General features: G+C 63.9%; 7 protein-coding genes. 1 reads left to right on the top strand and 6 read right to left on the bottom strand.

Going from position 1 to position 13878, the window contains the following annotated elements; genetic code table 11:
- The first annotated feature begins 37 nt into the window (after window positions 1–37).
- On the top strand, window positions 38–2089 hold the full coding sequence (locus AC1DYJ_RS00340; protein ID WP_477278962.1) for an ABC transporter ATP-binding protein/permease: 2052 nt from the start codon (window positions 38–40) through the stop codon (window positions 2087–2089).
- A gap of 69 nt (window positions 2090–2158) precedes the next feature.
- Here AC1DYJ_RS00340 and AC1DYJ_RS00335 read toward each other — a convergent pair whose 3' ends face one another.
- From AC1DYJ_RS00335 to AC1DYJ_RS00310, 6 genes are all read right to left on the bottom strand, one after another.
- Window positions 2159–3673: a malonate--CoA ligase gene (locus tag AC1DYJ_RS00335; protein WP_477278960.1), complete on the bottom strand. Its 1515-nt coding sequence runs from the start codon at window positions 3671–3673 to the stop codon at window positions 2159–2161.
- Between the two features lie 88 nt (window positions 3674–3761).
- Complete coding sequence (locus AC1DYJ_RS00330; RefSeq protein WP_477278958.1) at window positions 3762–4499, bottom strand: GntR family transcriptional regulator; 738 nt, start codon at window positions 4497–4499, stop codon at window positions 3762–3764.
- A gap of 492 nt (window positions 4500–4991) precedes the next feature.
- Window positions 4992–5669, bottom strand: a complete 678-nt coding sequence (rpe, locus tag AC1DYJ_RS00325) for a ribulose-phosphate 3-epimerase (RefSeq protein WP_477278956.1) — start codon at window positions 5667–5669, stop codon at window positions 4992–4994.
- A gap of 140 nt (window positions 5670–5809) precedes the next feature.
- Complete coding sequence (locus tag AC1DYJ_RS00320; protein WP_477278954.1) at window positions 5810–7768, bottom strand: hypothetical protein; 1959 nt, start codon at window positions 7766–7768, stop codon at window positions 5810–5812.
- Window positions 7769–7890: 122 nt separating this feature from the next.
- On the bottom strand, window positions 7891–11739 hold the full coding sequence (locus AC1DYJ_RS00315) for a DUF7929 domain-containing protein (protein ID WP_477278952.1): 3849 nt from the start codon (window positions 11737–11739) through the stop codon (window positions 7891–7893).
- Window positions 11740–11749: 10 nt separating this feature from the next.
- On the bottom strand, window positions 11750–13687 hold the full coding sequence (locus AC1DYJ_RS00310) for an NHL repeat-containing protein (RefSeq protein ID WP_477278950.1): 1938 nt from the start codon (window positions 13685–13687) through the stop codon (window positions 11750–11752).
- Between the last annotated feature and the right edge of the window lie 191 nt (window positions 13688–13878).

The following is a 13878-nucleotide window of genomic DNA, read 5'->3' as shown; positions in this document are numbered from 1 at the left end:
ATGAAACCTTTTGATTTCGAGGCCGTTGTCGGGGCGTATGTCCGAGGCGAAATCCAAATCGAAACCGGTCAGCAGCATCAGACCGCGCGATGCCGCGAAGTCGCGCCGGGAAAAGCCATCACGACAGAAGCCGAGCGACCGACGAACGGGCGAGGAGAAGCAGCGCGAAAAGAAGCCAACGCCCGCCGACGCAGCGCCGGAGGTCGACGGCCAGGCGGGGCCACCGCCGGATGCCATCGAACCCGATCCGCAGCTGACGCCCGAAGAGGCCGAGCAGGCGCGCAAGAAATACCTCTTGAAGCGTTTCTGGATCAGCGGGCGTGGTTACTGGGCAAGGCATGGCGACAGGCTCGCCTGGCCGTTGACGATCGGGGTGCTGCTGCTGATCTGCATCAACATCGGTTTCCAGTATGGCATCAATGTCTGGAACCGCTCGATGTTCGATGCCCTCGAGCAGCGCAACGCCCGCACAGTCTATTTCCTCAGCGCCGTATTCGTGCCGCTGGTGATCTGCAGCGCCAGCCTTGTCGTCGCGCAGGTCTACCTGCGCATGACGATCCAGCGCCGCTGGCGTTCCTGGCTGACCACCGGGGTCGTCGGGCGCTGGCTGGCAAACGGCCGCTACTACCAGCTGAACCTCGTGGGCGGCGACCACCAGAACCCCGAGGCCCGCATGACCGAGGATCTGCGCATTGCCACCGAGTCGCCGGTCGATTTCATCGCCGGCGTCCTCAACGCGTTCCTGTCGGCCTCGACCTTCATTGTCGTGCTGTGGACCATCGGCGGCGCACTCACCCTGCCGATCGGCGGCGAGAGCATCACCGTTCCCGGCTTCCTGGTCATCACCGCGATCATCTATGCCGCCATCACCTCGACCTCGATGGTGGTCATCGGCCGCAATTTCGTCCAGCTCTCCGAGCGGAAGAACCAGGCGGAGGCCGAGCTGCGCTACACGCTGACGCGCGTGCGCGAAAACGGCGAGAGCATCGCCTTGCTGGGTGGCGAGGAGGAGGAGCGCGGCGGCATCGACAGGAATTTCGGCCATGTGCTGAAGCAGTGGGCTCTGCTGACCGGACAGCACATGCGCACGGCGGCGGTGTCGCAGGGATCGAGCCTGTTTGCGCCGGTCGTGCCGATCCTGCTGTGCGCGCCAAAATTCCTCGAAGGCTCGATGACGCTTGGCGAGGTGATGCAGGCGGCATCTGCCTTTGGCATCGTGCAAGGCGCGTTCGGCTGGCTGGTCGACAACTATCCGCGTCTCGCCGACTGGAACGCCTCCGCGCGGCGCGTTGCCTCGCTGATGATGTCGCTCGACGGGCTCGAGCGCGCCGAGCAGAGCGATGCGCTCGGACGCATCAACCGGGGCGAAACCAAAGACGGCGCCATCCTCAGCCTCGACAATCTTTCCGTGACACTCGACGACGGCACCTCCGTGGTCAAGGAAACCGAGGTCGTGATCGAGCCGGGCGAGCGGGTGCTGGTGGCTGGCGAATCCGGTTCGGGCAAGTCGACGCTGGTGCGGGCCGTCGCCGGCCTGTGGCCATGGGGCGGCGGCAGCGTCAATTTCCACGCCGACAGGCGCCTGTTCATGCTGCCGCAACGCCCCTACATCCCCATCGGCACGCTTCGCCGCGTGGTCGCCTATCCCGCGGCGGCGGACAAGTGGACGATCAAGCAGATCAAGGCTGCCCTCGACAAGGTGGGGCTTGGCTATCTCACCGACAGGATCAGGGAAGACGCGCCATGGGACCAGACGCTGTCGGGTGGCGAAAAGCAACGCCTCGCCTTCGCGCGCCTGCTGCTGCATCGCCCCGATATCGTGGTGCTGGATGAAGCGACTTCGGCGCTCGACGAGAAGAGCCAGGACACGATGATGGGGACGGTGATCCACGAACTGCCCAATGTCACCATCATCAGCGTGGCGCACCGCGCGGAGCTCGAAGCCTTCCACAGCCGCAAGATCACCCTGGAAAGGCGTGAGGGCGGTGCCAAGCTTGTCAGCGATGTCGACCTCATCCCGCGCAAGGGCAAACGCAGCCTGCTGAACCGCGCCCTGTGGGGTTCCGGGACTCCAAAGCCGCGCCGATAGGGACGGCCCTGCCGAACCGCGAACAGGTGGTCAAGCGGAGCGTCTGAAACGCAGTGATTAGCCGGCTTTCTATTGACTATAGAGAGCCTTGTAGGTCTCGCGCAGAACATTCTTCTGCACCTTGCCCATCGTGTTGCGCGGCAATTCATCGACGAAGATGACCTGCTTCGGGTGCTTGTATTTCGCCAGCCGGCCGGCAATGGCGCCAACGATCTCGTCCCCGGTAATCTGCGACGCAGGCGCCCGCACCACGACAGCGGTAACGCCTTCGCCGAAATCGGGATGGGCAATGCCAATGACCGCGCTTTCGGAGACGCCGTCGAGCCCGTCGATCTCGCTCTCGATCTCCTTGGGGTAGATGTTGTAGCCGCCGGAAATGATCAGGTCCTTGCCGCGGCCAACGATGTGGACGTAGCCGTCGGCATCGATGAGGCCGAGATCGCCAGTAATGAAGAAGCCGTCGTCGCGGAACTCCGCCTTGGTTTTCTCGGGCATGCGCCAGTAGCCGGAAAAGACATTCGGCCCCTTCACCTCGATCATGCCGACCTCGCCCTGGGCAAGCGCTGTGCCGCTGTCGGGATCGGTGATGCGCAGCGCGACTCCCGGCAGCGGGAAGCCGACCGTGCCGGCGCGGCGCTCGCCTTCATAGGGGTTCGAGGTGTTCATGTTGGTCTCGGTCATGCCGTAGCGCTCGAGGATGGCGTGGCCGGTGCGTTCGCGCCAGGCTTTATGCGTTTCGGCAAGCAGTGGCGCCGAGCCGGAAATGAACAGGCGGATGGTCTTCGCTGCCTGTGCGTCGAGCCCTTCCTGCTGCAATAGCCTGGTATAGAAGGTCGGCACGCCCATCAGAACTGTTGCGCGCGGCAGGAGCGAGACAACGTGACCCGCGTCGAACTTCTGCTCGAACAGCATCGAGGCGCCGGCCATCAGCACGACATTGGTCGCAACGAACAGGCCGTGCGTGTGGAAGATCGGCAGCGCATGGATCAGCACGTCATCCCCAGTGAAACGCCATTGATCGACCAGCACGCGCGCATTGGAGGCCAGGTTTTCGTGGCTGAGCATGGCGCCCTTCGAGCGGCCGGTGGTGCCCGATGTGTAGAGGATTGCGGCCAGATCGTCCGGCCCGCGCGCCACATGATCGAAATCCGCAGGCTGTTGCGCGGCCAGTTCGGTCAGCGAGCCTTCGCCCTTGCTGCCAAGCGTGGCGGTTACCGCCCCCGACGCCTGCGCCAGCGGTGCAATATCACCTGCCCGCGCCGGGTCGCAGACGACCAGCCGCGGTTCGGCATCACCGAAGAAATAGCCGAGCTCGGCCAGCGTGTAGGCGGTGTTGAGCGGCAGGAAGACCGCGCCGACGCGCAGGCAGGCGAGGTAAAGGAAAATGCATTCGGGGCTTTTTTCGACTTGCACGGCAACGCGGTCGCCCGGCTCGACGCCGAAATGCTTCAGCGCCTGCGCCAATTGCGCCGACCGCGCCAGCATGTCGCCATAGCGGATCGAACGCCCGTCATCGGTCTCCATCAGGGTGCGCTCGGGCGCGGGCATGCGGTCGCGAAAGGCGTCGAACAGGTGATTGCTCATGCGTCTTCCCTAGCGCATGGCTTCGAAAAAAAACAACCGCTTGTGGGAAAACCACCGCAGCGGATTTCGGATCGAAACGGAAATGTTGCTATCTGCGGCCGCGCAGCGCCTTGTGGGCACTTGCCCGGGCATCGCCGCTCTCGTTGAAGCGCTCCATGCACATGGCCGCCGTCAGACGGTAGTGGCTGAGCAGCGCTTCGACGGCGCCATCGGCATCGCCTTCCACGGTGCGCTCGGCGATCAGGCGATGCTCGCCGATTTCGTCGCGATCGCTGCCATCCTGGGAGATCAGCCGGTAGCGGGAGGCCTGATCGGAAAGCTGGTCACAAAAGCCGGTCAGCCAGTGCGACCGGCAGCCTGCGATCAGTGCCCGATGGAAGGCGCGATGCAGCTTTTCCCATTCCGGGTTGTTCGAAGACGGATCTTCCGGCAAACGGCGCTGCGCGCGCGCCAGCCGATGCAAGGCCAGCACCAGTTGCTCTTCCCATTCGCCGGTGCGGTTGGCAATTGATTCGCGCAATGCCCGCTCTTCCAGCCAGCAGCGGGTGCGCGTCAGTTCCTCCAGTTCCGGTGCACTGACCGGCATGATGAAGAAACCGCGCTGGTCGTGCCGGCCAAGCAGGCCTTCGGAAGCAAGCCGGTTGAGAGCCTCGCGGACAGGCGAGGCGCCGGCGCCGTAGCGGGAAACCACCCATTCGACCCGAAGCTTGCTTTCACTTTCAAACACGCCACGCAGGAGATCGTCGCGAAGTTGTTGATAGACCGTGCTGGCGAGTGTGCTCTTGGCCCCCGCGCCTTCGCTCATATCGGCAGATCCGTAGGTCAATATGACTCCTATCGCTCTCCCATGCTCCGCCTGCTCGTTCGCAAAGCAAACGAATCCCCTGTACTTGTACTATATGCCCTAAGGCATCCATGGCTCAAGGGGAAGATCACGATATTCGACTTAAAGAGGAAGGTTTGCACATCTTAGCCCGGGGGAAGTAACGAATATCGTGAAAAACTTGTTCTTGTGAAGAAACTTTGCTTCCCGGCGCGGCTAGCGTCTTCACCTCTCGGTTGCGAGTTCCGGAATACGGGTAATTTTTTCTTAACGCGCGTCAGATTGCCGAACCGGCCCCTCCCGCAATGGAGGTGCCTTCGGCATTCATACACTAGATTTTGGCCTTCATATGTAGTGCCAGATGCCATGATCGCCTCACTCGGCGCGACTGTCAGCCCTGGCAACTGCCGCCAATTGACCGCTTTCCGGGAGATTTCGGTGGCTGAAAGATCAGACCAACAGAGCAGAGCTGTCGGGATTTTCCTGAACCCGATATCAGCCGGCAGCCCGGTCGGCCGCGGTTCGGATGGCTTCGATATTGGCCCGGTAGGCTTCGACGCTGCCGCCCTTGAAGATCGCCGCGCCCGCCACCAGCACGTCGGCTCCGGCGGCGGTGACCAGAGGGGCCGTTTCCGGCGACACGCCGCCGTCAATCTCGATGCGGATCGGCCGGTTGCCAATCAGTGCCTTGACCCGCTTGACCTTGTCGACCATGGCCGGGATGAAGGCCTGGCCGCCAAAGCCTGGATTGACGGTCATGATCAGGATCAGGTCGAGCCGGTCGAGCACATATTCGATCGCGCTTTCCGGGGTCGCCGGATTGAGCGACACACCAGCCCTCTTGCCGAGACCCTTGATGGTCTGCAGCGAACGGTCGAGATGCGGTCCGGCCTCGGCATGAACGGTCAGGCCGTCGCAGCCGGCATCGGCGAAGGCGGCCAGATAGGGATCGGCCGGCGCAATCATCAGATGGCAGTCGAAGAAAGCCTTGGTGCGGTTGCGGATGGCCTTGATCACCGGCGGGCCGAAGGTGATGTTGGGCACGAAATGTCCGTCCATGACGTCGAGATGGATCCAGTCGGCGCCGGCGGCCGCGACCGCCTCGACCTCGTCGCCGAGCTTCGAGAAATCCGACGCCAGCACCGATGGCGCAATCAGGGTCTTCCCGGCCATGTCCGCTTCCCGTTGTTGAGCTTGCTTCCGCCCTAATCGTCTCGACGCCGCTTGTCGACAGGAATCCGGTGTGAGCGGATGATCCACACAATGCAGAGAGGCGGCCGTGGGCCGCCTCTCCAGGTCTGTAGCGTCAAATTTCAGTTCGCGTGACGCCGCGGTTTGGCCAATCCCGGCGCAAACAGCTTGCCGCTGCCTTGCTTCAATCTCTGCAGATTGAACGTCTTGACGGGTGGCTTGGGCACGCAATGTCCACGCACCAGCTTTTCGGTTGTCCGGCAGCCAGTGGTGATGACGGCGTCCTTCACGCATGCCTTGCCAACCAGGTGGTAGCCGCGTTTGCAGTCGATGACGACGGGAGGCTTGCGCACGCACCTGCCGTTGATGCGCAATTCGTCGCGCCTGCACTGGTCGGCGATCACAGGGTTCCGCACGCATTTCAAGCCGACCTGACGATAGCCTGGCAGGCAGTGAATGCTGACACCGATGCACCTGCCGTTGACAAGCTTTTCGGTGCTCTTGCACGCGGCGACGATCGGCTTGTCGATGCATCTGCCACGCAGCAATGTCTGGCTGGGCAGGCATTTGCGGCCGGGATCGACGACGACCGGCGGCAGTCTCGGCTTGCCCAAGTCCGGCCGCGTGCTCGAGACGAGATCGTCGGCCTCCGGTTCGGAGGTGCGCTTTATGCAGGTGAAATCCTCCTTGTCGGTATCGACGCTGGCGATGGAGCCGTTCTGCTTGATCTCCTGCAGGGTGCACTGGATCGAACGGGTCCTGACGATGCTGAGATCATGTGCAGCACTTGCCTTGAAGACGCCGCCATCGTTGAAGGCGACGGTGGTGCCGGTGAAGAAGGCGCCATTCGAACAGCCGATCCGGTAGTGAAACGCGCCGGGCTCGTCGCGGCTCACTTCGAATGCGACCTGACCTTTGCGAGGGCAGAGTTTTCTCGCTCCTGCGCTGTCGGAAACGGTGACTTCGCCTTGCCAGTCGGCCTTTGCCGGCGGATTGTCGGGATCGGCCTGCGGGGCGTCGGTGAAACCACCGCCGCCGGCGCCGGTGCAATGCACGGTGATGTCCTTCCAGCCGTCGAAGGGTTCGAACGGTCCATTGCCGACGATCTCGGTCTTGTACTGGAAATAGGCCGTGGCGCCGACGTTCTCCCATTTCTCATAGCTGGCGAAATAGCCATTCTTGCTCGCGTCGTACGATGCCCACGCCTGCTTGAACTCGGAGGTGATCGGTCCGCCGTCCTTCTGCCGCCAGATGCGCATCGAGACCGGTCCGGCCTGATTGGCCTGCGCCCGGCTGGTGACCTTCAGCGAGGGACAGACCGTGCCAGGGGTCGAGCCCGGTTGGTTCGACTGGTAGGTGGTCAGGAACAGCTTGACGTTCTCGACCTCGAACTCGCCGAAATCGGCAGTGATGTCCTGGACATTGGGCTTGATCACCGGGTCGCAGACGACCTGCACCTGGAAGGTGCCATGCGCGGCGTAGTGCGAGTCGAAAAGCGGATGGGGCCAGCTGCCCTGCTGGGTTTCGGCGACGGCATTGCCCATGTCGAGCGCCTTGTCGGTAAGCGCCGTGAAGCTGGCGTCGAATTTGTGGCTGAACGAGTAGGATTTCGTCGGACCGTCGGCCTGCAGGTGCTGGTTGCACTTGGCGATGATCTGGTCGCCAAAGGGCACGATGGCAATGCCGGTGTCCGATGACAGGGGTATATTGGACGGATCAAAGGCGAAGTTTTCCTGGTGGTCGTAGTCACGGCTGACCGGCGACGCGCTCCAGATCGGCGGAAACGGGCCGCATTGGCCGGGTCCGCAGATGCCGAGTGCGACACCGACATCCAGAACGTAGCCGGGCCAGCGTGTATCGATCTTCATGTGGCCCCAGAACTGGACGGTGCCGCTCTTCAGCGTGTCCCATTTCTGCTTGTCGCTCGAAACGACGTGGAGCGTGGTGTTGGCGCTCTGCGTGTCGAACGACATCGACTTGATGTTGGCCTGTGCGGCGAAAGCGGAGGGGGTGGCTAGTCCGGCTGCGAACAGGGCAACGGTCGCAACCGTAGTGCGAAAGGCGTAGCTGACTGAAGACATTTCTCTCTCCTGAAGTTTGTTTCCTTCAGGCGTTGGTCGTCGCTCGAGGCCGCAAGGTTCACGCCAAGCAAAAACCCCGCCGGATCGCTCCGGCGGGGTTTTGGTCGAAGATCAAGCCAGGATCACGGCTTGGAGTTCTGGATGTTGTTGCCAGCCGGATCCTGCTGTTCAACGCTTGGCCTGCGCTTCGGCGCGAACTGCTGCAGCACGTTCGGATTGAGCAACAGGCTCGGATCGAGCGTCGGCTGGCGGATGGCCCGGCAGTTCGGGAACCGCCCGACCGTGCCTTCAGGGCAGCGCCGCCTGATCGGTTGGCACTGGCCGTTGACCATCACCGAGCCCGGGGCACATTCTTCCGGCTTCGGCCTCGGCTTGCGGCATGCACCGTCGATCACCTGGGTGCCGCGCGGGCAAACGCACTCGCCGCGCTTGTTGTGCACCTGGCCGCGTATGTCGCACTGTTCCAGCACAGGCCGCTTCTGCCGGCAGGCACCGCCCCGCACCTCGGTTCCCCGTGGGCAGACGCAATTGCCGTTGGCGTCGTGAACCTGGCCGCGGATGGAGCACTGCTCGGGCTTGGGCCGGATCGGCCGGCAGACCTTGCCCCTGACCTCGGTGCCGTCCGGGCAGACGCAATCGCCATTGGCGTTGTGTATCTGACCACGGATCGAGCACTGTTCAGGCTTCGGCCGGATCGGCCGGCAGGCTCCATTGCGCACCTCGGTGCCACGCGGGCAGACACAATCGCCGTCGGCGTCATGAACCTGGCCGCGTATGCTGCACTGCTCGGGCTTCTGCTTGTCGCGCACGCAGGCATTGGCCTGTCGGTCGAGATGCGTGCCGTCCGGGCAATAGCAGCCATTGCCGTCCGACGTCGGGACCGAACCGGGGATCGTGCAGCCCGGCTTGTCGATCTTGACGCAGGCGCCGTTCTCGAGCTCGGTTCCGCGTGGGCAGACACAGCGTCCATCCTCGGTGCGGATCTGGCCCTTGAGCAGCACGCACGGCCTTGGCTTTGGCTCGACGATGACGCCACCGTCGGGCGAGCACTGGCCGTTGCGGAACGTAGTGCCTTTCGGACACACGCACCGGCCGGCGTCGTTCATCACAAAGCCCGGCGAGCACTCTTTCTTCACCTCACGCTTTATGGTGAAGGGATGGCACGCATAGGCCTTGCCGCGATCGCCCTGGATGTTGGTCTGATCGCCGGACAGCATGTCGCCGCCTTGCACCCTGGTATCAGGAGACAAGACACCGACGCAGTTCTGGCCGCTGACATTGCCCTGCAGGTTGGCCAGGCGGCCGTCGTCGGGAAGGACCACGGTGACAGTGTGCACGTGGCTTTCCCCGGCGCCGAGCGTCAGGTTGGCGATGCAGGACAGAGGCAGCGTCGTCGGTTCCGGCGAGCAGCCGAAGGGCGGCGAGATCGAGGTGATCTCAACGCCTTCGAGCCGGCCGAGCCCGTCCACGCCGACCGCATCGCCGATGCGGACCGGACCCGAGAATGGGGTCTGGCCGTCATTGGTAATGGTGATCTCGAACGAGCAGGGCTGTCCGGGCTGGCACTCGGCATCGCCCGTCTTCTTGACGCTGATGGTGGAGATGCCACCGCCCTTGGCGCAGGCCTGGCCGAACGGGTAGACAACGTCGTCTCCCGGAGCCGGACCATACGAGCCGCGTGCGCAGTTCTCGAACGCGCCATTGGCCGAGACCGTCACATCGAAGTGCCGGCTGGTTCCGGGCGTCATGACGGCGCCGGGAATCTGGCACGACAGCGCGTTGGCCGGAACCGCTCCGCAGGCCCATTCCGCGCCGTCGGGTGTGACGGTCTGGATCTGGATCGGCGCGCCGCCTGCTATCAGCGTGGCGGCATCATTGACCCGCACCGGACCGGTGGGGGCAGCGGTGCCAAGGCTGATGACGGTGATGCGGCAGGAAACCACCGCCGCGCCGGCCAGCGAGCCATTGCACGTCTTGGTTATGCGCAAGGCTGGCTTGCCGCCATTGGGATGCCGGAAGCGTTCCTTGGCGCAGGCCTTGTTGTTGGTGAGGTCGACCTCACCAGGGACAGGCTTCAGCGCCGCGCAGTTTTCCACCGTATCCGACTGGTAGCCGGCCGGCATCACCGCCTTGACGACGATCGGCGTCGAGGCGCCCGGCATCAGCACGATGCCGGCATTGTAGCAGCGGAACTGGCCGGGGCCGTTCGGTCCGCATGCCCAGGGCGGAGACGGGCCGAAGGTCGAAGAGGCCGGCGCGCCGCCCGGGTAATTGTCGATGACCGTCAGCGGCCCATTATAGGGGACGCTGCCATTGTTGATGATGTCGATCACGAAGTAGCAGATGCCGGCGGGCGTACAGACCGGAATGCGGGCACGCTTCTTCAGGATCAGGTCGACCTTCTTGTCGACCGGCGGCCGGCAGTCCGGGTTGCGATCGCCACGCCGGCAGATCGGGATCGAGGCGCAGCCGCGATCGTTCTGCTGGCTGCCGAACAGCGGCTTGCCGCTTGCGCCGTAATTGTAGGTGGCGCAGTTGCGCAGCGCGCCGCCTTGCCAGCCACCGGCCGGCTTGAAGCCGAGCTTGAGGTCGACGGAGGCGCCCGGATTGAGCGTGGTCACCGGATAGGTGCACGTCATCGGGGTCACACCGGGCACGCAGACCCAGGGTGGATTGGGCCCTGAATCCAGCGTCGAGCCGGCCGGCAGCGTCACCTCGTCGAGCACGATCTTGCCGTGATAAGGCGCTCCGCCGACATTGGTGACCCGGATGGTGAAGTCGCAGCCGCCACCCATCGTGCACCGTGTGACATCGGCGCGCTTTTCGACCTTGAGGTCCGGCTCCTTGTCGGGCGGACATCTGAGGTCACGCGGGATGACGATGTCGATGGTCTGCGTGCAGCACAGGCCCCAACCCTCCTCCGGGCCGGCATAGGTCTCGATGCCGGTGACGATGAGGTGGATGACGTCGCCAGGCGATGCGCCGATGATCTTCCAGTTGAGCACGCCACCGCCCGCCGGCACCAGCTGGGTGTCGGGGATGATGGTGATGCCGGGGGTGGTCGTCGACACCTGCACCCACTTGCCGCCCATCTCCGGGCCGACAGGCATGTGATAGATGAAGGCGCCGCCGCCGGGCACGCAATCGACCGTGCCGCGCTCCACCTTGAAGCATTCCCGGTCGGGAGGCGGAGGCCGCTTGTCGCAGTTGGTGAGGTCGATCTTGATCGAGGTCTTCACGCCGGTCTTGAAGTCGCCATCGTCGGGCTTGCCCGGATCCTGCGACGGGATGATGACCCCGGCGCCGACGCCTGGCGTCACCTTGATCACGCCCTGATTGTCGACGACCGTCGGCGATGGAAACGCCGCATGGTCGATCTTGGCGGTGATCCTGAAATTGATGACGCGTTCATTGGCAGCGCCAGCGCCATCGAGATCGGTGGCGGAAATCCGGAAATCGGAAACCGTCGCCGTATCGTTCGGATTGGCGGAGGTGCTGACCGTCGCGCCCGGCAATGGTCCGCCGGACGCATCCGTGCCGTCGCCGGACACGTTGACGTTGACGATCGCAAGACCGTGCGGAAGCTGATCCTTGAAGTCGAGCTGGAGTTTCTTCAGCCTGGCCACGAAGCTTGGGTCGGCAAAGCCTTGCGGGTCCCCGCGCAGGCCGAAGCTCAGGGAGTAGACGACATAGTCGCAGCTCCGCTGGGTGCCTTTCTTGGTGAAGAACGGCACGACCCGTTCCGGCCTCGGCGTGACGATTTTCGAGTTGTCGAGGTCGAGCCGCAGTTCCGGGGTGATCGGGACGGCGTCTTCCGCGTGGCTTGCCACAGGGGTGTACATGGCGACCGCGATACCGGCCGCCATCAGCCAGCGCGCGCCGCGCCTGGCGTATGACAGGGGTCTCATGATGGTCTCCATGACGGTTTTCTGGTTGCGTGTTGCGGTTGGGGAAAGTGCTGAAGTGTTCATCTTCCCCTCCTCAACGTTCGCAGCTGACGGCTGGGGTTCTGAGCGGCAAAGTCATCTTGCAGCAAGGGTAGTAGCCACCCTTGTCCTTGTCGGATTGCCTGTAGAAGCAGAGCCCGACATCGACTGTGTCGCCCGGATAATGGCCGGTGATGTCGATCGTGTAAGGCTTGCCGGGCGCGTGCGACTGGGGTGATGTCACCCCGACGCCTGGCGTCCTGGACTGGGCCTTGATCGAATCGCCGCCGAAGCCGGCATGGTCATGGAGATAGAGGTCGGCCTGGAGGCCGCGAGGCGTGCAGTAGAACTGGACATCCTCGACATCGATGCACGGCGGCAGATCGCCGGGCGGTGGGAAGTCAGGCGGATAGAAGGGCGGCAGGTAACCGCCGGGGATTTCTTCATAATAGCCGGCACGGCCTTCGCAGGGGTGCCAGACCTCGACGTCGCCGACATGGCCTTCCACTTCGGGGTCTTCAAAATAGCCGTCGAAATCGACGAACCACGAGCCGAAGGGCGGCACGTTAGTCGGCTTGACCAGCGGCGTCGGCGTGATCTGCACGCCGTGCACGGCAAGCGGCCCGCCGGCGGCGAGCTGGTCGGCCAGCGTCGGGTTGTCGCGCAGTTTGTCGCCGGTGTTGACCAGCGTGTCGGTGCACACGCCGGTGTTGAGATTGCCTTCGGCGTCGTAGCCATATTGCAGGTCGAGGCCGCCGGCCGACTGCCGGTTGCCTTGCGGGAAGCCGACCGCATATTCCTGCGGCTCTTCCACCCATTCGGATTCCGTCGCCGGATCGTCGGGGCTTTCGCGCCAGTAGCGAATGACCTCGCCTTTGCCGGAATCGGCGAACTGGCTGTAATCATAGCGGTTTTCCACCGGACCGCGCTGCGCCAGGTACATGAAGCCCTGATTGTCGAAGGCGATGTCGGTGACGGCGTAGTCTTTGTCGGCTTTGACCGTCAGCTCCCAGCGCGGATCGCCGGCGAATGTGCCGTCGCGGGCAATGCCCACCGACCAGACTTCAGACTTTTCGCCGACCGAGTAGTAGACCCGGCCGCCATGATAGGCGACCGCCCAGACGCGGCGTTCATCCTGCGTGTAGCCCCAGGTGTCGGGGTCTTCGCTATCGAAGGCCGCCCCCTGTATGTCCATCACCGCGCCGTCGTCGGCGACGGGTGCCAGCCCATGCGCCGGCCGTCCGGCAACGCCATGGTCGAATGTATCGATCAGCGTGCCATTGGCGTCAATGCGGTGGATGAGGCCGGTGTCGAGGTCGCTGGCGAAGAACTCGCGATGATTGCTGTCGAAAGTTACGTCGCCGATGCCGGGACCGCTGTTGGTGTCGATGTCGGCGAATTTGGAGACGGCGCCGGTAATGCCGTCGATCTTCCAGATCGTGCCGGGACCGCCGCCGTTTTCGGTGCCGAACTGGCCGTCCATGAATACGGTGCCGGCCGTGCCGCGGCGCTGCCGCTCGGGCCGGCCGTCGGAATCTTCGTCTGGGGTGACGATGCGGACGCCGTGCAGCGAGGTGGCGCCGGCATAGAGGTTGGGCATGCCGGACGGGACGCCATCGCGCACACCGTCGTCATAGGTGATGGCGAACACCTGGCCGATCTGTTCGGCCGTCACCTCGAAGGGCGGCGGCGTGTAGACGAGCTGGCCGGAGGCCGGTCCGCCCAGCGCCGAAACGTCGAAAACGCGCAAGGTGGCGCGCGTCGTGTCGATGAAGGTTTCGTCGACCGGGTCGACGCCGGGCGGCAGCCCTTCGTCGAAATTGGGAATGACGGTGCCGGAAAATCCGGTCACCGCCATCGAGCCGGGATAGATGATCTGGGTTTCCTGCGCCCGTGCAGCTGTGCCCAGCCAGAGCGTGGCGCTCAGCGCCAGGGCAAGCAAACCGCCGGCCAGATGGAGCGAACGGCGCAAACCGCCGCGTGGAGATGGCATGGACGTAGCGCGATCGCAGGACATAAAACTCCCCCCGAAGTTTTCGGGAGGAACATCCGGCTTGGCCGCGCGAATCAGGGCAAGGCGCGGCGTTCCGTCACGTTCGTCCCTGATCGAATTGTCTGCTTTCCTCATCCTCACGATACGCCTGCTCTTGCGCAGGGTCAACGGAATCAGCCGAAAGCCCAGTG

The organism is Mesorhizobium sp. P2_B11, from assembly GCF_056404855.1.
This window is presented reverse-complemented; position numbering and strand designations above follow the sequence as displayed.

Excerpts from the sequence above, each read along its gene's own strand:
- AC1DYJ_RS00340 (WP_477278962.1), top strand. The coding sequence starts at position 38 with ATGTCCGAGGCGAAATCCAAATCGAAACCGGTCAGCAGCATCAGACCG.
- AC1DYJ_RS00320 (WP_477278954.1), bottom strand. The coding sequence starts at position 7,768 with ATGTCTTCAGTCAGCTACGCCTTTCGCACTACGGTTGCGACCGTTGCC.
- AC1DYJ_RS00315 (WP_477278952.1), bottom strand. The coding sequence starts at position 11,739 with ATGAACACTTCAGCACTTTCCCCAACCGCAACACGCAACCAGAAAACC.
- AC1DYJ_RS00310 (WP_477278950.1), bottom strand. The coding sequence starts at position 13,687 with ATGCCATCTCCACGCGGCGGTTTGCGCCGTTCGCTCCATCTGGCCGGC.
- rpe (WP_477278956.1), bottom strand. The coding sequence starts at position 5,669 with ATGGCCGGGAAGACCCTGATTGCGCCATCGGTGCTGGCGTCGGATTTC.
- AC1DYJ_RS00335 (WP_477278960.1), bottom strand. The coding sequence starts at position 3,673 with ATGAGCAATCACCTGTTCGACGCCTTTCGCGACCGCATGCCCGCGCCC.